This window comes from Jiangella sp. DSM 45060, from assembly GCF_900105175.1.
In the GTDB taxonomy this organism is placed as follows: domain Bacteria; phylum Actinomycetota; class Actinomycetes; order Jiangellales; family Jiangellaceae; genus Jiangella.
On sequence record NZ_LT629771.1, the window covers coordinates 4697302 to 4717919 of the forward strand.

The 20618-nt window shown below is 70.0% G+C and carries 15 protein-coding genes; 1 reads left to right on the forward strand and 14 read right to left on the reverse strand.

Features of this window, described 5'->3' with window-relative positions; translation table 11 throughout:
• Positions 1-5 precede the first annotated feature (5 nt).
• From BLU82_RS35190 to BLU82_RS20930, 10 genes are all read right to left on the reverse strand, one after another.
• Positions 6-1859: a right-handed parallel beta-helix repeat-containing protein gene (locus BLU82_RS35190; protein ID WP_197682361.1), complete on the reverse strand. Its 1854-nt coding sequence runs from the start codon at positions 1857-1859 to the stop codon at positions 6-8.
• A 54-nt stretch (positions 1860-1913) separates the two neighbouring features.
• Positions 1914-2735 carry an ATP-binding cassette domain-containing protein gene (locus BLU82_RS20890; protein ID WP_092623009.1) on the reverse strand — a complete coding sequence of 274 codons (822 nt, stop codon included), beginning with the start codon at positions 2733-2735 and terminating at the stop codon, positions 1914-1916.
• Complete coding sequence (locus BLU82_RS20895; protein WP_197682362.1) at positions 2732-3700, reverse strand: ABC transporter ATP-binding protein; 969 nt, start codon at positions 3698-3700, stop codon at positions 2732-2734. Before BLU82_RS20895 ends, BLU82_RS20890 begins: the two co-directional genes overlap by 4 nt.
• The gene (locus BLU82_RS20900) at positions 3693-5204 is read right to left on the reverse strand and encodes an ABC transporter substrate-binding protein (RefSeq protein WP_157741163.1); all 1512 of its coding nucleotides are present in this window, start codon (positions 5202-5204) and stop codon (positions 3693-3695) included. Before BLU82_RS20900 ends, BLU82_RS20895 begins: the two co-directional genes overlap by 8 nt.
• A gap of 62 nt (positions 5205-5266) precedes the next feature.
• A complete protein-coding gene (locus BLU82_RS20905; protein ID WP_197682363.1) occupies positions 5267-6076 on the reverse strand; it encodes an ABC transporter permease in 810 nt (269 codons plus the stop codon).
• Positions 6077-6156: 80 nt separating this feature from the next.
• Positions 6157-7086: an ABC transporter permease gene (locus BLU82_RS20910; RefSeq protein ID WP_092623013.1), complete on the reverse strand. Its 930-nt coding sequence runs from the start codon at positions 7084-7086 to the stop codon at positions 6157-6159.
• 44 nt (positions 7087-7130) lie between these two features.
• Complete coding sequence (locus BLU82_RS20915; protein WP_092623014.1) at positions 7131-7457, reverse strand: DUF6385 domain-containing protein; 327 nt, start codon at positions 7455-7457, stop codon at positions 7131-7133.
• Positions 7458-7496: 39 nt separating this feature from the next.
• On the reverse strand, positions 7497-8429 hold the full coding sequence (locus BLU82_RS20920) for a DUF6772 family protein (RefSeq protein WP_092623015.1): 933 nt from the start codon (positions 8427-8429) through the stop codon (positions 7497-7499).
• A gap of 35 nt (positions 8430-8464) precedes the next feature.
• Entirely contained in the window at positions 8465-10105 is a 1641-nt protein-coding gene (locus BLU82_RS20925) for an exo-alpha-sialidase (RefSeq protein ID WP_092623016.1), read from the reverse strand.
• Positions 10102-11175: a LacI family DNA-binding transcriptional regulator gene (locus BLU82_RS20930; RefSeq protein ID WP_092623017.1), complete on the reverse strand. Its 1074-nt coding sequence runs from the start codon at positions 11173-11175 to the stop codon at positions 10102-10104. Before BLU82_RS20930 ends, BLU82_RS20925 begins: the two co-directional genes overlap by 4 nt.
• Positions 11176-11450: 275 nt before the next feature.
• Between BLU82_RS20930 and BLU82_RS20935 the strand changes: the two genes are divergently transcribed.
• A complete protein-coding gene (locus BLU82_RS20935; RefSeq protein WP_197682364.1) occupies positions 11451-14579 on the forward strand; it encodes a TIM-barrel domain-containing protein in 3129 nt (1042 codons plus the stop codon).
• 121 nt (positions 14580-14700) lie between these two features.
• Here the strand turns inward: BLU82_RS20935 and BLU82_RS20940 are convergent, their stop codons facing one another.
• From BLU82_RS20940 to BLU82_RS20955, 4 genes are all read right to left on the reverse strand, one after another.
• Positions 14701-15408, reverse strand: a complete 708-nt coding sequence (locus tag BLU82_RS20940; RefSeq protein ID WP_157741164.1) for a hypothetical protein — start codon at positions 15406-15408, stop codon at positions 14701-14703.
• A gap of 222 nt (positions 15409-15630) precedes the next feature.
• Complete coding sequence (locus tag BLU82_RS20945) at positions 15631-16893, reverse strand: sulfatase (protein ID WP_092623019.1); 1263 nt, start codon at positions 16891-16893, stop codon at positions 15631-15633.
• Positions 16890-18701 carry a fumarylacetoacetate hydrolase family protein gene (locus BLU82_RS20950; protein WP_092623020.1) on the reverse strand — a complete coding sequence of 604 codons (1812 nt, stop codon included), beginning with the start codon at positions 18699-18701 and terminating at the stop codon, positions 16890-16892. Before BLU82_RS20950 ends, BLU82_RS20945 begins: the two co-directional genes overlap by 4 nt.
• A gap of 18 nt (positions 18702-18719) precedes the next feature.
• Entirely contained in the window at positions 18720-20546 is a 1827-nt protein-coding gene (locus BLU82_RS20955; protein WP_172885662.1) for a right-handed parallel beta-helix repeat-containing protein, read from the reverse strand.
• Positions 20547-20618 lie beyond the last annotated feature (72 nt).

A 20618-nucleotide genomic window follows, 5' to 3' on the forward strand; every position in this document is an offset into this window, starting at 1 on the left:
GGTCGCTACCTGACCGCGTTGCCCAGCGGCACGGTGCGCCACGCGGTGCCGTCGGACATCGCCAGGCAGGGTCCGCCGGCGCGGCCGTCGACGACCTGGATGAGCGCGCCCGCCGCGTCGGCGGCCGACGGCATGGTGGCGACGGTGTACGGATGCAGCCGGGTGGCGTAGGTGTACACCGTCCGGATACTCGCGTCGGGGCTGCCGATGTCGCGGGCGTTGTCCGTGGGCGGGATCAGGCCCGCGACACTGGCCTGGAACGCGACCACCTCGTTCGTGGAGTTCGTCGAACACAGCAGGTTGGTGGCCGCCGAGCCGGACGCGTTCACCGCCACGACCTCGACGCCGCCCTTGACGCCGGGCCCCGCGCCCTCCGTCAGCGCGCTCTCCACCAGATAGCCGCCGTAGCCGTCGCCCGCGGCGATGCCGTCGGTCGCCGTGCTGTGCACGCGTGCGGCGGCGTCCTTCGCGGCGGCCACCTCGAGCCTCGTGAACCTGCCCGGCGCGGATTCGACGAACGAGTCGGCGCTGATCGAGCCGGCGGCGACCAGAGCACCCTGCTCGAACACGTTGCCGACGACGTTGGACGCACTCAACGTGCCGTCGACCCGGATCGGTAGCCCGGCCGCGTTCCGGTTGGCCGAGAAGGCGTTGCCGACGATCGCGAACCGGGTGGCGTCGCCCTGCACGCGCACGGCGCCGTGAACGGCGGTGTTGGCCAGGTTGTAGTGGTCGAAGGAGTTGTCGGTGATGCTGACCTTGTCGGCGGAGCCGGCGAACCCGATGGGAGAGCCGCGGAGCCAGTTGAACGTGTTCGCCGAGATCGTGACGTTCGTCGCCGCCACGCCCGCGAGGAAGCTGATCGCGTAGATGGGCGGTTCGTGTGCGCCCGGTGTGGTGTCGAAGCCGCCGATCACGTTGCCGGTGATGGTGAGGTTGTGGCCACCGGAGCCGATCTCGATGATGGCGTTGCCGTTGCCGTTCTCGACCACGTTGCCGCTGATGGTCGAGTTGGTCAGGCTGCCCTTGAACAGCCGGCGGCCGATGTCGAGCAGGTTGTTGCTGATCACCGCGCCGCGGAACTCGCCGTCCGGGGCGCCGTTGAAGATGATCGCGTCGAAGTTCGAGTGGAAGTGGTTGTCGGTGATCAGCCACTTGCGCAGGCCGTACGGCAGCTTGTGGACCTCGCCGCCCGGGATCTCACCCGCCGGCCACGAGATGGTGATGCCCGTGGTGCAGACGGCGATCTTGTTCTTCGTGAAGAGGAAGCCGCGGCCGACGCTCTCGATGGCGCGCTGGAAGCGGAGGAACGAGCACTCGACGATGGTGACGTCGGTGTCGTCGGTGTTCGCCGAGTTGCGGGCGACGTGGAGGGCGACGTTGTTCGCCGTCTTCACCGGGGCGTCGAACGCGATGCCGTGGATGCCGCCGAGCGACGCCTCCCACCGGATGCCGACGCCGTCGTGGTGGAAGGTGATCTTCGACGACTCCTCGCCGAACATGCCGTACCCGCGCAGGACGAAGCGGTTCAGGTGCTCGCCGGGTGTTTCGTACTCGTGGTCGCCGACGACGATGGTCGACGTGACCTTGTACTGCCCGGGCGGGAGGACGACGATCTTGTTCAGCTGCGACCGGGCGGCGTCGATCGCGGCCTGGATCGCGGCGGTGTCGTCGGCCACGCCGTCGCCGAGGGCGCCGAACTGCTGCGGCGTCAGGACCGGGGTGCCGTCGGCCTCGACGAGGCTCGGCGGCGCGGTCTCGGCGTGGGCGGTGCCGCCCAGCGCGAGCCCGCCGACGCCCACGACGCCTGCGCCGGCGGCGGAACGGATCATCATGCGTCGGTTGATGCGATCGGTCATCTGTCCTTCTCCTTGGGTGGTCTCACTGCGGACGAGGACGTGCCGTGCGGGTGGTCAGCTCCTGACGTCGAGGTCGACGGCGGCGGCGAGGAGCTCCCGGGTGTAGTCGTGCTGCGGTGCGGCGAACAACGTGTGGACGTCGGCGCTCTCGACCAGCTCGCCCCGGCGCATCACCGCGACGCGGTCGGCGACCTGACGCACCACCCCGAGGTCGTGGGTGATGAACAGCATCGACAGCGAGCGCGCCGCCCGGACGCTGACGAGGAGCTGCAGCACCTGCGCCTGGACCGAGACGTCGAGGGCCGACACCGCCTCGTCGCAGATGAGCAGCTTCGGGCTGAGCGCCAGTGCGCGGGCGATGCTCACGCGCTGGCACTGCCCGCCGGACAGCGCGGTCGGGCGCTTCCCCGCGACGTCCGGATCGAGCCCGACCTGGGCCAGCAGGTCGACGACGGCCTCCCGCCGCCGTCGCGCGTCACGGCGCACGCCCTCGGGAGCGACGTCGGGGTGCGCCTCCCAGGCCTCGCTGATCGAGGCCGCCGCAGGCAGGCGCGGGTTCAGCGCGGACCGGGGATCCTGGAAGATCATCGCGATGTTCCGCCGCGCCCACTGGTCCCGGGGGCGCAGCTCCAGCAGCGACGCCCCGTCGAACTCGATGGAGCCGGCCGACGCGGCGACGAGCCCGACGACCGCACGGGCGATCGTGGACTTCCCGGACCCCGACTCACCGACGAGGGCCAGGGTCTCGTCCGGCGCGACGGCGAGGCTGACGGCGTCGACCGCGGTGACGGGCGTCCGCCGGCCGATCAGGCCGGCGGCGCGAGGCCCGGGGTAGGTCACCGTGAGGTCCGTGATCCGCAGGCCGGCCGCCGTCATCGGAGGTCCTCCGCGAAGTGACAGGCGCTGAGCCGGCCCGGGGCGATCTCGCGCAGCGCCGGCGCCTCGGTCCGGCACCGGTCCTGCGCGCGCGGGCAGCGCGGGTTGAACGGGCAGCCTGCCGGCCGGTCGAACGGGTTGGCCGGGCTGCCGGGCAGCGGATCGGCGATCGTCGATCTGACGTGCACCGAGGGAACACTGCGCACCAACGCGTCGGTGTAGGGATGCAGCGGCCGGTTGAGCACCGCCTTGGCACCACCGCGCTCGCAGACCCGGCCCGCGTACATGACGACGAGGTCGTCGGCGACGTGCGACATCACGCGCAGGTCGTGGCTGACCAGCAGCATCGACAGGTGGTCCTCGTCACGGAGGCGGCCGAGCAGCGCGAGGATCCGGGCCTGGACGGTGACGTCGAGCGCCGTCGTCGGCTCGTCGGCCAGGATGAACCTCGGCCGACCGGCGAGCGCCAGGGCGATCATCGCCCGCTGACGCATGCCGCCGGAGAACTCGTGCGGGTACGCGCCCACACGGGTCGCCGCGTCCGGGATGCCGACGTGGTCCAGGAGCTCCGCCGCCCGCACCCGCGCCTGGCTCCGCGACACTCCCCGGCCCCGCAGGATCTCGCCGACCTGGTCCCCGATGGTCATGGTCGGGTTGAGCGCGGTCGACGGGTCCTGGAACACGACCGAGATCTCGGTCCCTCGGACCTGCCGCATCCGCGCCCGGCCGGCCTCGAGCAGGTTCTCCTCGCCCAGGAGCACCTGCCCGCCGGCCGCTCCGGTCTCCGGGATCAGTCCGACCAGGGCCATCGCCGTCAACGACTTCCCACTGCCGGACTCACCGATGAGTCCGGTCGTGCGGCCCTCGACCATGTCGAAGGAGACGCCGTCGACGACGTCGGCCATGCCGCGCGGGCCGGGCAGCCTGATCGTCAGATCCCGGACCCGGAGGCGTCCGTCACTCATCAACCGAGACCGTGTCGAATCGCGGCAGTCCCTCTCCGTCGGGCTCGAAGCCGGACACCGACGTCCGAGCGGCGAAGAGGTTCTTCACGAACATGGGGTACATGCCCACGGCCTCGGTCCAGATGAGCTCCGTCGCCTCGGCGTAGGCCGCTTCCCGCTCGGCGGGATCGACGGAGGTTCCGGCCCGGCGCAGCATCTCGTCCAGCTCCGGGTTGCAGTAGCCGGTCCGCTCCGCCGCGCAGGTGTAGAGCCGGCCGAGGTTGTACGAGGCGTCCAGCCCGAGCGTGCCGACCTGCTGGATGTTGATGTCCCAGTTCAGGGCCAGCAGGTCTTCGGTGTAGACGGCCTGTTCCTTCTCCAACGCTTCCGCGTGGACACCGATGGCGGCGAGATCGGCCACGACGGAGTCCACCCACTGCCGGAACTGCGCCTGGGAGAAGTGGAAGCGCAGCGTCGTGTCGAAGTCGAAGCCCGCGTCGATCAGCGCCTGCTTCGCCGCCTCGGGGTCGTAGACCACCGGCTCCTGCGGCGCGTAGCCGAACACCGTGGGGGCGACGACGGAGTCCGCGGGCTCGCCGCTCTCCGGATAGAGCGCGTCGATCTTCTTGTCGAAGTCGACCGCCTGCCAGAGTGCCCGCCGCACCTCCGCCTTCGCCAGGGCGGGGGTGGAGGCGTTCATCCACATGGTCGTCACATTGGAGCCGACCGCGGACAGGACCTCGACCTCGGTGTTGCCGCCGAGCTGCTTGACCTGGTCGTCGGAGATGCCCCAGATCACATCGAGCTCGCCCGTCTCCAGTGCGGTGACCCTCGCCGCGACCTCGGGGATGGACCGGATGGTGAGCTTGTCGATCTGCGGCTGGTCGCCCCAGTAGTTCTCGTTGGGGACCATGACGAGTTCTCCGCCGGGGGTGAACGACTCCACCTGGAACGGGCCCGAGGTGACCGGCGTGTCCAGGTAGCTGTCCTCGGTGGCGCTGGCCGGGGTGATCATGAGCCCCGTCAGCTTGGCCGGAAGCGCCGGGTCGGGGGCAGCAGTCGTGAAGGTCACCGTGGTGTCGGTCGCCGCGACGGCGACATCGACGAAGTTCGCGGAGAAGGGGCTGTCGGATGCCACCGTGCGCTCGAACGAGGCGGCCACGTCCTGCCCCGTGATCGGCGAGCCGTCGGAGAAGGTGATCCCGTCACGCAGCGTGAAGGTGAACTCCGTCGCGGTGTCGTTGATCTCCCAGCTCTCCGCGACGATGGGGTCGAACTCGCCCGGTCCGATCGTTTGCAGCAGCGGGCTGTACAGCTGAATCGACGCGACCCGGGTGCCACCGTCGATGGCCAGGGGTCCGTTCGGGTCGATGGACTCGGTAGGGAACTGACCGGCGACGGCGATCTCGCCACCACCTGCTTCACCACCACTCTCGGTGGAATCGTCGCCGGCGCCACATGCCGTGACTCCGAGCAGGCCGAGCAGTGCGGTCGCCGTGATGGCGGAGTGTCGTAGGGATCTCATGGCGTTGCTCCTCACTGAGCTGCGTTCGACTGTGTGGGGTGGTGCGCCCTGCTGACGTCTCGTCATTGCCTTCGGCCGAAGTAGCGGGTGAGCCGATCTCCGGTGAAGCCCACGCAGATGACGAGCAGCGCGAGCGCGATGCCGGGAATGGCGGAGATCCACCAGGCGCTGGCGAGGTATTCCTTTCCGGCCGCGATGGTCTGACCCCAGGAGACCGACGCCGAGGGCAGGCCGAGCCCGAGGAAGCTCAGCGAAGCTTCAGCCAGAATGGCGCCGGCGAACTCGGTGGTCGCCAGCGCGAGCGTGGGCCCGGCGATGAACGGCAGGATGTGCCGCGCGATGATGCGCCGGCGCCGCACGCCCATCACCGTCGCCGACTTGACCCAGTCGCGCTCCCGCAACGTCATGGCCATCGAACGCGAGAGGCGGGCGAAGCCGATCCAGTTGGTCACGCTCAGCGCGATGACGACGATGGCGAGACTTCGATCGAACACCCCGGCGATGACGATGGCCAGCAGAATGCCGGGGAAGGCGAGCAGGACGTCGATGACGCGCGACGCCACGAGATCGGTCTTGCCGCCCCGGTACCCGGCGACGGTACCGACCGCGAGCCCGATCAGGGCGCTGATCAGGACGACGAGGGTGCCGATGAACACCGACGTCCGAGCCCCGTAGACGACCTGACCGAACACGTCCCGGCCGAGTGCGTCGGTGCCGAACACGGCCGTGCCGCCGTCGCTGAGCACCGAGCCGGGCGGAAGGAGGCGGTCGTCGAGCTCCCCGCCCACCGGGGAGTAGTCGATGAGCAGCGGGCCGATGATCGCCGCGACGATGTACAGGCCGAAGATCATGATCGGGATCGCGGCGACCACGCGGCGCACCGTGGCGCGCCGGGTCCGCGCCGGCGCCAGCGGCGCCGGCGGCGCCGGGTTCTGCACCAGTCCCATCGTCGTCACGACGCCACCCCCGCCCGGATGCGTGGATCCAGCCGCGCGTTGAGAACGTCGGCCAGCAGGTTCATCGTCACCACGACGATCGCCAGGAGGACGGTCGCGCCCTGGACGATGGCGTAGTCGCGGTTGCCGACCGCGCCGACGAGGAGCGATCCGACCCCTTCCCACGCGAAGACCTGCTCGACGATCACCGCGCCACCCATCAAGGTGCCGATGTGCAGGGACACGATGGTCACCACCGGGATCACCGAGTTGCGCACGGCGTGGCGGCTCAGCACGAGCCGCTCCGGCAACCCCTTCGACCGTGCCGTCATGATGTACGGCTCGGCGGTCACCTCCGCGACGCTGCTGCGGGTGATCCGGGCGACCAGCGCCGTGAACGGGATCGCGAGGGTGATCGCCGGCAGCACGAGGTGCTGCAGATCGCCCGACCCCGCGCTCGGCAGGAGCCGCAGCGTCAGCGCCATCAGCAGGATCAGCATGATGCCCGACCAGAACGACGGGATGGCCTGCATGACCAGCGTGATGCCGGAGATCGCGCGGTCGAGGAGCTTTCCCGGCGCACGACCGGCCAGGACCCCCAGGAGCAGGCCGATCGTCAGCGCCAGCGCGGTCGCCGTCCCCGCGAGCAGGACGGTCGCCGGGAACCGTTCGAGGATGACCGCCGTCGCCGAGTCCCGGAAGCGGTACGACTCACCGAAGTCACCGGTGAGCGCCGAGCCCAGATAGTCCAGGTACTGCACCAGCATCGGCCGGTTGAGCCCGAGCTCCTCGCGTAACGCGGACACGTCGGCCGCGGTCGCATCCGGCCCGAGCTGCACGGTGGCCTGGTCACCGGGTGCCAGCCGGAGGATCACGAACGTGAGGCTCACGGCTCCCCACACGGTGAAGATCATGAGGCCGAGTCGGCGGATGAGTTGGGGAAGCATCAGTGCTGTCCTCCTCTCGATCGAGGCGATCCCTCGGGTGGTCGTCAGCCCTTGAGGGCGAGATGGACCAGCACGGTGGCGGGCCGCTGCGCCGTCGCGCCGGTGAAGGCCAGCCGGAGCCAGCCGCCGAAGTTCGCCAACTCGATGGCGAGGATCTGCTCGTCTGCCGCCACCACGTGGGGACGGCCGCGATCGACCCAGTTCAGCCCGTCGGGCGAGATCTGTGCCTGGACGGTCAGCTCCGGGTGGTCTCCTTCGATCTGGACGAAGAAGACCGCCTCCTCAGCCCAGCCCGCCTCGTACGGGTGGGTGGTGTGGGTGGCTGTGATCTCGAGACGACGTTCGATGACGGAGGTGGCGAAAGTGCGCACTGAGCAGGGCCTTCCGGGTCGCTCTACGGTGGGCTGTGGTCATTCCGTGGAGTACACGACGGAATCGAGGAAGAGATTCACGCTGCGATTCGTGTCGGTCTCGACGAAGAAGATCGGGTTGATCAAGTTCGTGATGCTCTTGTAGGGCGTGACGAGCGTCGGCGTCAGACCGCGCAGGTCGAAGGTCCGGTCCATGCTCTGCAGCTCGACGTACTCGCGTCGCTGGAAGTCGATGAGCAGGCGGAAGTACAGCCAGTTGAGCTTGTCGGGGCTCTCGTTGTAGAGGAGGTCCTGGTCGCCATCGGGTACCCACTGGAAGGCGTCGGCCGAGCCGTCGGCACGGCGGCGGCCGTACCAGAGGTTGTCGACCCCGGGACGCTGCCAGCCGTCCTCGCGCCCGTAGCACCAGTCCTTCTTGGTCACTCCGTCGGCGACCTTCCAGTACTGCCACTTCTTGGTGAGCTCGCCGTTGACGGAGTTCACGTAGCGCACGCCGGGCATCCAGCGGTACTCGTGGTCCTGCAGGTCGAAGTAGAACCCGAACGCCCGCAGGTCCTCCTCGCCGAACCCCAGCCGGTCCTGCTGCGGCGTGTAGGCGTAGAAGGCCTCGATCTGGATGTAGCGCATGTTCGGGTCGAAGTTCGAGAGCCGCTTGAGAGCGACGCCCATGCTCCCGTTCGCCGGCTGCTCCTCGTAGCGGTTCGCGACCGCCTTGGTGTTCAGCTTCAGCGAGTAGGTGCCCTCCATCGACCCGTGGGTGGCGGCGAAGCGCATAGGCGCCGCACTGATCATCGAGGGCGCCCAGCTGGCGAGGTCCACCTCGGACGGGTAGTGCCGGTAGTCGTCGTTGACGAAGTTCGGCGTCAGGTCGAGCCAGCCGTTGAAGCCACGATCGAAGTCGTCGTAGGTGACGATGTTGCGCAACGGCGTGAACTTCTCCAGGCCGCGCTCGTAGTGGATGACCTTCTGCACCGTGCCTCCGTGGCGATAGTGATGGGCGGGCTGTTCTAGGCGTCGGCCCGCGGGACGAGCGAGATCTCGTCGATCTGGAACGCGTGCGAGTCGCCGTCGGGACCCGGGCCGGCCGCGACGAATTCGACGCGGATCGGCCGGCCCGCGCGGACCGGGACGATCCCGAGGTCGACGTCGAGGAACGGGTCGGCGCCCGACGCGGCCACGACTCCCCCGCGCGGCCGTCCGTCGACCACGACCGCGACGTCGGCGCCGCCGGATGTCCCGTCCGGCGCGCGGAAGCGGCAGCGCAGGTGGTGCGGACGCGAGACGGCCGGGACGATCGTCACGGCATGGGCGTCGCCCGGGGCGCCGGCGGGCACTTGCGTCACCGCCGAGCCCTCCGCGGCCGGATCGAGGGCCATCGGCGCTCGTGGAACCGTGGACTTCGCACGGAGACCTTCCACCTGATACGTATGAAGGAAGCCGATGGGTCCCCGCTCCACGCCATCGCGATCTTGGGTGAGCCATGCGAGGTCGAACCGGGCCGCGACCACGTCGAGCGTCTCGACCCCGGAACCGCCGAGTCTGCTGTAGAGGACGAGGGGCGTGCCGTCGTCGAGCCAGACGACGTCGGAGTAGCCGGCCCGGGCGTTGTCGATCACGCGACCCCACGACCACGACTCGGCCCCGTCGTGGCTGAGCCGCGCGTACAACGTGTCCCTCCCGGTGCCCTTGACCGGGCTCGTGTACACGACCCGCTCGACGCCGTTCCGGTCCACCCGGGCAGCCAGGCCGGCGGCGATGCCCGCGTGCGGCGCGATGTTCGTCTCGACGACGGCATCGGTGAACGTGAGGCCGCCGTCGCGGCTCCGGGCGACGGCGCGGCTGGTGTTGCTGACACCACCCGCGAGCCTGGCGTTGACGATCACCTCGCCCGTGGCGAGCTGGGCGATGCGCGCCTCGTCCAGGCCGAGGCCCGCGGGGTCAGGGACGATTCCGCCCCAGGCCCACGTCCGGCCCCCGTCGTCGCTGTAGACGACACTCACGCTGTAGTCGCGGCCGGCGGCGGGCACGTCGATCGACCGTCGATGCCAGACCTCGACCAGGAGGCGGCCGCCGGCGAGCTGGATGCCGCGGCCCGGGCCGGGCAGGTGGAACGTCCACCCGTGCTCGTTGCCCACGAACAGGTCCGTGACCTCGATCGGGTCGCCCCAGCTGACGCCGTCGTCGATCGAGGCGCGCTGGAACACCCTCGACGAGAGACCCGCCGCATTGAGCGCGTAGAAGACGGTGATCCGGCCGGTACGCAGGTCGACCACGGGCGTGGGATTCGCCCACGCTCCCCCGTGGTGGTCCTCGATGAACGCCGTCGGCCCCCAGGTCCGGCCGCCGTCGGTGCTGCGCCGCAGGACCAGGTCCTTCGGACCGTCGTCCGCGCTCGTCGCGACCCGAGCCTCGCTGAAGGCAAGCACCGTGCCCGCGGACGTCACGTCCACGGCGTGCACGCGGAAGTCGACCCAGCCGTTCTCACCGCGCGACCACAGCGTCGTCAGCTCGAGTCCGCCGCCGGTGCCGGCCGCACGGACCGGGCGGGCGGCGGCGAGCGGGGTCGCCGTCATCAGGGCGACGACCGTGCCGAACCCGGCGCCGATCGCGTGGCGCCTGGTGATCGGTGTGGCGGAGTGCCCGGTCATGTCGCCCCTCCCGCGTCAGGGCGAGGCGCTGCCACCGAGTCGCCCGGGACCGGAATGCAGTCGAGGTACAGATGCCGCTTGGCGCCGTCCTCGTCGTCGAGCAGTTCCAGCAGCAGGCGGACGGCCTCCCGGCCCATCTGCTCGCGCGGGATGGTGAACCTCGTCCAGTCGCGCTCCGTGGCGTGAACCAAGGGCGGGTCCCCCAGCAACACCACCGAGAGATCTCCAGGGATCTCGATGCCCGCCTCCGTGGACGCGAGCTGCACGGCGGAGATCGCGCTGTCGTCCTGGCTGGGCTCCACCAGCACGGCGGTCACGCCCGCCGCCCGCCATCGCCGGAGCTCGGCTGCGGTCAGGGTGGTGTCCTCGCCCATCACGTGGAAGAGAACCTGCTCGTCCGGGATGCCGGCCTCGCCGAGGCCCCGCCGGAAGCCGGTCTCGCGGTCCTGGGTCCACTCCTTGTCGTCGGCCGCTTTCAGATAGGCGATCCAGCGGTGCCCGAGGGCCGCCAGCGACAGCACCACATCGCGGGTCGCGCCCACGTAATCGGCCGCGACGTAGGAGAACTCCTCGCCGGGCACATCACGTCGTCCGATGAACACGAACGGGAAGTCCTCGCGGAGCAGCGCCGCCAGGTCGTCCTCGCGGAGATGACGTCCGAGAAGGACGCAGCCGTCGGCCAGCTTGAGCTGGTTGACGCCATCGGCGAAGACGCGACGCTCGGCGCCGGCCGTGACGGCACTGAACAGCAGCAGGTTGTAGCCGCGCTCAGCGGTCGACTCCTCGATGCCGAGAAGGAAGGGGAAGTAGAAGTCGCGCTGATTCACGGGGAAGACCGGCTCGAAGGTGAAGACGCCGAGCATCCGGTTGCGCCCGCCTTTGAGATTGCGCGCCGAGGCGTTCACCGAGTAGCCGAGCTCGGCAGCCGCCTCCAGCACCGCCCGGCGCTTCTCCTCGGCGACGTCAGCGATCGCCGGTGCGCCATTGATGACCACCGACACCGTCGACTGCGAGACACCGGCCCGACGGGCGATGTCCATCTGGGTCGGTCGCCGCCGCTGCGCTGCCATGGCCCTCCATCGTCGACCCCGATACGTATCTACCAGGTTAGACGAGGATGTTACGCACACGTGTCTCAGCTCGTCAAGAGCTCCCTGGCAGCACTCGGCACGCTCGGGACGCGGGACCTGCGGCGCTCGATACACCAGACGTCGAATCACCTGTCACCGTGATGAGCCTCTAATATTGACTAATACATCTGATACCTAGATGAACCTTGCGTACAGCAGATCTGCTGTGCAAATCTCGCCGTGTTCGGTCAATCATTCGAGGCGAGGGAGTCGTCGTGGACCGAGGGATCGTCAAACGGTCGACCGCCGGAATTCTGGCCCTTCCGCTGGCAGTCGCCGCACTGGTCGCACCGGCCGCCGCCGAACCCGAGGCCGTCGCGCCGGCCGCGGTCGTCGACTCCGAGGACGCCATCGTCGTGCGCGGCCAGACCTACGAGCTGCGCATTCTCAAGGACGGCTTCCGGTACTCGTTCACCGACGCCACGGACACCCAGATCGTTCCGCCCCATGCCGAGTCGGGAGTACGGCTGCGCCCTGAGGGCGAGACGGAGTTCGCCGACGCGGTCGAGGCCGATCTGATCTCTCGCCCGAACGCCCGCACCGCGATCGTCGCGGTGACACTCGAGGACGGGTCGCGGCTGACGGTGAACCTGCGTCCCTTCGACAGCTATGTGCGCATCTCGGTGGGCAATCTGCCCGGCGACGGCGGCACCGTCGACTTCCGCACCGGCTCGGTCGCGCCCGCCTACGGACTCGGCGACCAAGGCTCGTGGGCCGACGGCTCGACCGAGCAGGGCGAGTCGTGCAACAGCCGGGTCCGCGCACGGCCCACCACCGAGTTGACCGGGCTGGAACTGGACGATGTCACCAACGGCGGCAGCTGCCAGCGCTTCATCAGCAACTTCACCGTCTTCCCGAAGCAGCGATTCGCGCAGGTGTGGTTCGAGGACGGCCAGAAGCGGGTCGCCCTCACACAGTCGGAGAACCGTCTCGGCGCCCAGGGCGTCGACCGGGTCGACGCGCTCTACTACTTCGCCGGCCGCGACCTCGAGCAGGTCTACGCCGACTATCGGCACGTTCGCGAAGAGCACGGCTACTACGACGGCCGTCCCAACCCGGAGTTCTTCGGGCTGGGCTGGGAGGCGTTCGGCGCCCTGCGCTGGGACACCTACCAGACCTCGGTGACCGAGACGGTGCAGAGGTTCCTCGACGAGGGCTACCCGCTGTCCTGGGGCGTCGTCGGATCCGGCTTCTGGCCGGGCGCTCGGAGCACGCCGGAGGAGGGCACGACGAACAGCTTCGGCATGTGGGACGACACCGCCGAACCGGGGCGCGACGACGGCCTGCCCAACCCGCGCTACCCCGATCCCGACGCGCTCAAGCGGTTCTTCGCGGACAACGACGTGAAACTGCTGCTCGGCGCCCGCAACAACTTCAAGGCGCTGCCGGAGGACGGCGGCAACCTCGTCGAGGCGTACGACGGCCCGTTCGTCCACGAGGCGATCGACCGCGGCTTTCTGGTCAGCAACCCCGACGGCACACCCACGGTCATCACCGGCGCGGTGTTCCCCGACGGCCACAGTTATGTGCTCGACGGCTCGAACGACGACGCGGTGGACTGGTTCGTCGAGCGGCTGCGGGCGTGGGGCGTGGACGGGTGGAAGGAGGACGCCATGCTCTACACGCCCCGACTGCACCGCGACGCGAACTGGAATCCGGTCCTGCAGGCCTTGCACGAGTCCGGCGATCTGGTGATGGCGAGGAATGCCGCGTACTCACTGCCCGGAGACATTCTCCGGATCAACGACACGATCTACGGGACCGGCGAGAATTACCACACCGACCCGGACCGCATGCCGGTCAATCTCCTGAACTTCGCCGCCAGCGGAGTCTCCAGTCTGTACGGCGACTACGTGGGCGGAACACCGGAAGTCCCCATGAGTGATCCGTCGTACCAGAAGTACTACGTCCGCAATGCTCAGTTCGACGCGCTACAACCGGTGCTGGCGTTCGGACGTGGCCCCTGGGAGATGGGACGCGACGATCTCGCCGCCGCGGTGAAGCACGTGGCGCTGTGGCACGAGTCGATGCGGCCGTACATCTACGACGCGGCCCTGGACGGGCACGAGACAGGCTTCCCCTACGCCATGACGCCCCTGCCCATCGCCTATCCCGACGACGAGTCGACGTACGGGCTCGCCAATGACACGACCCGCCAGTACGAATGGATGCTCGGCGAGTCCGTGCTCGCGACGCCGGTGTTCGGCGCCGACTTCGAGACGGCGCAGTCGCGTGACGTGTACCTCCCGGCCGGCAAATGGATCGACATCGCGACGGGCTCGGTCTTCCAGGGGCCGGTCACCCTCGACGACTACGCGATGGGCTACGACCGGGTGCCTGCGTTCGTCGGCGGCAAGGGCGTCACCGTCACCGGCGCCGCCGACGACCTGCGCGCCCAGGTCTATCCGATCCGCACCGGCTCGACCTACGAGTTCAGCGACGGCGACGACACCTCCCGCATCCGCAACGACAACACGGGCTGGGATCCGGCGTCCCTCACGGTCACCGACACGTCCACGCGCACGGTGGTGGACTTCGACGTCGACCCGGTCACCGGAGCCCTGTCCTTCCCCCTCACGCCCGGCCACGACTACCGGCTCACCGGCGGCGGCACGGCGGAGCACAGCGTGCCGGTCGACACCACGACGCCGGGGCAGGTCACCGGCCTGTCGCACACCGACACCGACGGCACGACGACGCTGCGGTGGGACGCGACGGCGGGTGCCCGTGGCTATGTGGTCTCGGTCAGTGGTCACGGCGCCTGTCCCACCGGCGACGAGGTCGTCTTCGGCGCCACGAGCGGCGCGGCCGAGCTCACGCTCGGCGCGGCCGAGACGGCCGGCGGGACCTACCGGGTGCAGGCCGTCAACAACATCGGTGCCGGACCGTTCTCCGAGGGCCACACCGTCGTTCCGCCCGCCGACGACGATCCCGGCCCCGTCATCGTGACCAACGAGGGCGAACCGCCCACCTGTGACCCGGTGCGTCCCGCGTACGAGGAGACGGGGGTCTGGTCGCCCAGCGCCGTGAGCGGGTTCGACGAGTCCAGGACCCGGTTCAGCCGTGAGATCGGCGCGACGGCGACCTGGCGGACGTCGCTGCCAGCCGGCGCCTACGACGTCGCCGTCTGGTTTCCGGCCAACAGCATCTGCAGCTCGGACACGACCTACGCCGTCCACCACGCCGGCGGGTCGGCGGACGTCGCGGTGGACCAGTGCACGACCGGAGGCCAGTGGCACTCACTCGGCAGCTACGAGTTCGCCGACGGGTTCGCAGCGGTCACCCTCACCGTGGGCGGCGGGACCGTGCGAGCCGATGCCGTGCGCTTCAGTCCCAGCCCATGACGAGGACGGCCCCTGAGGAAGATGTGACCATGAGCGGACTCGGGAAGTGGAGCCTCGGTATCGGTACGGGGCTCCTGGCGGTAGCCGTGCTGTTCCGGGCCATGGACATGATCTCTACTCTCTACTTCTCGAACAGCCGGGCGCCGAACCAGTCGCGACGCGGGCGCCAGCCGTTGTTCCGCAGGACCGTGAACACCGGCACCTTCGCGTCGGCCGGCTTGATCACGACGGCCCCCTCCCACGAGGTGCGGGGCCCGCCCGGACCGGTCACACTGACCTGGCCATCGGCGCCCTCGACGAACGTCGCCGACATGCCGCCGGCGGACCTGCCCTTCTTCCACGTCCAGGTGCCGTAGGCCACCGCGCCCGAAGGGCCGGCCGCGGCTCGGACCGCCGCCGTCCCGGAATGCTCGACGAACTCGTAGGTCGCCTTGGACGGGTCGAGATCGACCTCCATGCGCCACGCGTAGGCCTGCGACCCACGCACGAAGAGGGTCTGCCAGCGCATCTCCTCGTGCTTCCACTTCACCTCGACGCGCACGCCGTCGGCGCTCGGCGAGGCATCGATCGTGTAGGGCAGCTCGTCGCTGTTCATCCCCACCAGTGCGACGACCACGTCGTCCACCGGCGCCGGCGCGTCGGCACCGCGGACCGGTCCGTCGGGCACCTGGGCGCGATCGCGGCCGGCCGGCGCACGACGTCCGCGCCGCACCGTCCAGAGGCCACGCCCCAGCACGGCGAGTGCCGCCGCGACGACGAGTGCGACTCCGAGCAGCACCTGGTCGACGAGGATCGCGAAGACGCCGGCGAGGAACAGGACGGATCCCACGACGAAGACGACGCGACGACTGACCACTGCGAACCGCTGGTCCCTCGAGGGGTCCGGCCCTCCGCTCACTGGCTCGCCACCTCGAGAGAGGTCGTGCGCGGGCAGCTGATGGTGTTCATGGTCAGATCCAGTCAGTCGTCGTCATCAGTCCGGTCGGCGGCGCCCATGTAAGGAGCTCTCCGGAGTCCTGTCCACACCGAAAACAGTATCCAGGACGTCGCCTCATCGCGGCGCGCCTCCGGTGGCTCGGCCGGCCGCGCGGGCTTCGGCGGCCTCGCGCTGGCCGTCGATCTCGGCCTCGAAGGTCGTCGCCAGCTCGGTGAGGTGCTCGACGACGCCTGGGTTCCCGTGGCGCAGGTCGTAGGTCTCCGCCGGGTCGAGCTCGAGGTCGAACAGCTGGGGCAGTTCCCGGCCCTGGGCCCGGTTCGGGTCACGCGGAAAGCGGTCCAGGTGCAGCTTCCACCGGCCCCACCGCACGGCGTTGAGCGTCCACCAGTGGAAGAAGAACAACGGGCGCGGCTCGGGCTGCGATCCGCCCGTCAGCACGTCGGTGATGTCGGCCCCGTCGATCGGCCGGTCCCCCGGCACCGCTCCCCCGGCCAGCCCGGCCAGCGTCGGCACCAGGTCGAACAGGCACACCACCTCGTCGGACTCCGCACCCGCCGGGATCCGTCCCGGCCAGCGGGCGACGAACGGGACCCGGATGCCACCCTCGTAGGTGTGCAGCTTGGTGCCGCGCAATCCCCCGGTGCTGCCCTCGAACCACGGCCCGTTGTCACTGGTCACCATCACCAGCGTGTCGTCGGCCAGGCCGAGGTCGTCGAGCCGGTCGAGCAGGCGGCCGATGTGGTGGTCCAGGCTCTCGACGACGTCGCCGTACCTCCCCCCAGCCGACCGCCCACTGAACTCGTCCTCCACATGCAGCGGGATGTGCGGCATGGTGTGCGCGAGGTACACGAAGAACGGCTCCTCGGCGTGCCGTTCGATGAAGGCGATCGCCTGGTCGGTGTAGGCACGGGTGAGCGCCGCCTGGTCGACGTCGGCGGTGGTGATCTCGTCCCCCTCGAACAACTCGACCGGGTGCATGTCGTTGCTGTAGAGCAGCCCGGCGTACTCGTCGAAGCCGTGCCGGGTCGGGTAGTGCTCCGGCCGGCAACCCAGATGCCACTTGCCGAACATCGCCGTCCGGTAGCCGGCGTCGCGCAGCAGCTCCGGCATCGTGCGCTCCCATGACGACAGGCCGGTGCCGTCGCGCGGGTTCAGCACCTTCGGCAGACCGACCCGCTGCGGATACCGGCCGGTCAGCAACGCCGCCCGCGACGGCGTGCACACCGCCGAGGCCGCGTACATGTGGCGCAGCGTGATCCCCTCCGCGGCGACCGAGTCGATCCGCGGCGTGCGCAGGATCGTGTTCCCCATGCAGCTCAGGTCGCCGTAGCCGAGGTCGTCCATCACGATCAGGACGATGTTGGGCCGGCCGCTCATCGGGTCGCCGGGATGCTCGGCGCGATCTCGGCGTACACCTCGCCGAGGCCCTCGATGCCGCCGCGGACGACGACGCCGGCCTCGTACTCGTCCCGGGTGAGCACGAGCCGTGCCGCCGTCGACCCGAGCGTGATGACGTCGCCGGGGAACAGCGTGATCATCGCGGAGATGGTCCTGATCAGCTCGTCGGGGCCGGCGAGGTACTCCGACGTCGGGCCGGCCGCGGCCCGCGAACCGGCCGTCAGCGACATGGCCCGGCCGCGCCAGTCGTGGTCGGGCAGCGGCGCCAACGACCCCACCACGTTGAATCCGTCCGCCCACCGGCCGTACATCGCGGGGATACCGCGTTCACCGGTCCGCGCCGGCTCCACGACCGCGTCGGCGAACGAGCGGTCGCACACCGAGATCAGTGGCGCGTACCCGAGCACGAACTCCCGCCCGTCCTGCGCCTCGGCCGCGAGAGCACGGATGACGACGGCGAGCTCGATGCCCACGACGAGGTGCGTGGCGCGCGGCGGGATCTCGACCGGCCCGCTGATGCCCAGGGAGCTCGCGGGACCGTTGAGGAACCGCGGCACCTCGAGCCGGGCGAGCCCTTCGACCTCGGCCGCGGTCTCGTGGTTGCCGAACGACGTGTAGAAGTGCCGGGCCGACCCGGGCGTCCATGCCTGCGGCGACTCGAGTGACGAGGCGCCGGAGGCCGCGACCTGCCGCACCGCATAGGACGGGTGCGACTCCAGCGGCACCGGGCCTTCCGCGACCGCCACCGGGTTCACCAGCGTGCCGACGTCCTCGATCTCGACCTCCAGCAGTGTCCGCGGGTCGGCGACGTCGCCCGGCGACACCGGCAGGCCGTCGACCCCCATGGTCGCGAAGTGGAGGACGTCGCCCGGGTACAACGAGGCGAACGACGAGTACCAGGAGATGACCCGCTCGATCCCCAGCAGGGTCGCCCCGCTGTGCGCCCGGTCCCGCGTCCGCCCCGTCTGCCGGGTGTACATCAGCAGGTCGTAGGGATCGCCGACCTCGTCCTTCGTCACGAGGAACGGGCCCATGGGGGCCAGCGTGTCGGCCTTCTTCCCGCCCCACGACGCGGTCACCTGGTAGAGCCAGTCGCTGTAGCCCTCCGGCAGCGAATAGCCGCGGCCGGCGTTGCCCGGGACGATGTCGTAGTAGTAGGTGCCCGACACGTCGTTCACCACGGTGTAGCCGGCGACGTGCTCCATGGCCCGCTCCAGCGGGATGTACCGGCCGGCCCGGCCGATCACCACGGCCAGCTCGACGTTGTAGGCCATGAGGGGCAGGTGGTGACCGTTCCGGAACGTGACCGGCGCGCCCGGGCCGATCGCCGCCCCCTGCGGGCGTTGGTGCCCGAGCGGGAAGAGGTTGACGATGGGGATGCCCGGCTTGTTCCGCACGAACGACGGAGCGTTCGCGACCAGCCCCCAGTAGAGCCGCGGCCGGGGAACGGGCGCCAGCAGCTCGACGTCGTCGACCGGGGAACCGGCGCGCGGCAGGAGCGTCGCGTCCGACTGCCCCACGAACCGCTCGACGTACGTGACCAGCCGCGACAGCGCCGCCATGCCCTCGTCCTCGAGGGCGAGGAACTCCACGAGCGTGGCCGGCCAGTCGTCCCCGCGGAACCGGGGACGACTGGCGACCAGGCCGGACGACGGGATCGACGCGTACCGGGCGAGGAAGGCCTCGGCCCGCGCGGGTTCGACCACCCACGCCTGACCCGTTGTCGGCTCGTCGACGACGAATCCCCACCGTTCGACGCCGTCGGCGAGATAGCTGGCGAGCCTCACGTGTCGATCCCTTCGGGCTCAGGAGTTCCGGACCGGTCCGCCCAGCGGCAGGCGCCGCCAGGTCGTGCCGTCGCCGACGGCGAGCACACCCGCGCCGGTCGACGCGTCCTGTACCAGCGCCACCGCTCCCGCGGCCGGTTCCGGCAGATCCGCGGAAGAGACGACCGTGAGCCGCAGGTTGTGCGCGAAGACGGTCCGGATCTTCCGGTCCGCCGAGCCGATGTCGCGGGCGTTGTCGACGGTGGGAACCAGCCCGTTGATGTCCACGCGCATGGCCGCGACGCCGTTGGTGTCGTTCGTCGAGCAGAGCAGTTCGACGGCGGCCGCGCCGGACGCGTTGGCCGGCACGACCCGCACGCCGCCCTTCACACCGGGTCCCGCGCCGGTCGCCTGCTCCGACGCGGCGACGAAGCTGCCGTACGCATCGGTACCGGGAACGGGCGCGGTGGTCGACCGGACCACCAGCGCACCGTTCTTCGCCGCGCTGAGCTCGTGCTGGTGGGGGCCGGCGCTGCGGCGCTCGATGTAGTTGTCCGGCCCGAACGCGTCGGCGTACACGGCACCGCCGGCGCCGTCGACGATGTTGCCCACGATCGTCGAGCCGGCCAGGGTCCCGATCACCCGCACCGGAGGCGCCCCGGCGACGGTGTTCGCCCCGAACGCGTTGCCCATGACCGACAGTCCGGTGGCGGCACCATTGACGCGGACCGCGCTCCAGCGCTCCTCCGCGAGGAGGTTCCAGTTGTCGAACGAGTTCGCCGAGATCGTGATCTCCGCTGCCGCCGCGGCGAAGTAGACCGGCGACCCCTCGACCCAGTTGAAGCTGTTCCCCGTGATCGTCACGTTGCGAGCCGTCGCCTCGGGACGGAACTCGATCGAATGCCGGGGCCGCCCGCCGCCACCGGGCTCCCCGCCGCCGAAGACGTTCCCGGTGAAGGTCAGGTTGGTCCCGCCGGACGTGATCGCGACGATCGAGCCGTTCGACCCGTTCTCCACCACGTTGCCGGAGAACGTCGAGTTGACGATCCCGCCCGCGAACAGGCGCCGGCCGATGTCGAGCAGGTTGTTCGCGATGATCGCGCCGCGGAAGTTGTGCGCGTCGGCGCCGGTGGTCAGGATCGCCGTGCCCATGCTGTGGAAGTGATTGCCCTCGATCAGCCACTTGCGCATGCCGTACGGCAGCAGGTGCACGCCGCTGCCCGAGACGCCCGCCGTCGGCCAGGAGATGTCCAGACCGTAGTCGCCGACCGCGACGAGGTTGTTGGTGAACACCAGGCCACGGCCGACGTGCTTCACCGCCGTGTAGAACTCGACGAACGTGCACTCCGTGATCGTGGGGTCCATGTCGTCGGTGTTCGCCTTCACGGCGCCCGGATCACGGGCGATGTGGATGGCGACGCTGTTCGCCAGGCTCGCCTGCACGACGAAGCAGAGGCCCTTGACCGCCGCCAGCGGCGCACGCAGCATCAGGGCCGTCCCGTCGAAGTCCGGGCGGATGATCGACGTGCGGACACCCATCGTCCCGGCGCCGGCCAGCACGATCCGGTTGAAGTTCCCCCCGCCCTCGCCTTCGATGTCGGGAACGACCAGGGTCCGGGTGGTGCGGTAGGTGCCGGGCGGGAAGTAGACGATCTTGTTGGCGTGCTGGAGCTGCGCGTCGATGGCCTGCTGGATGGCGTCGGTGTCGTCGGCCACGCCGTCGCCGACGGCGCCGAAGTCCTGCGGGGTCGTGGCGCCGGACACGTCGACGGCGGGTGCTGCCTGCGCTGACGCGCCGGCCGCGCCGAGCGTCGCGGTGGCGACCCCCGCGATGCCCGCGGTGCGGAGGAGCTGACGCCTGTTCACGGGTGTGACCATGCTGCTTGTCCCTTCGTCGGGTGGAGTAGCTGGTTCTCGTGCAGTGGTCTGGATCGCGCC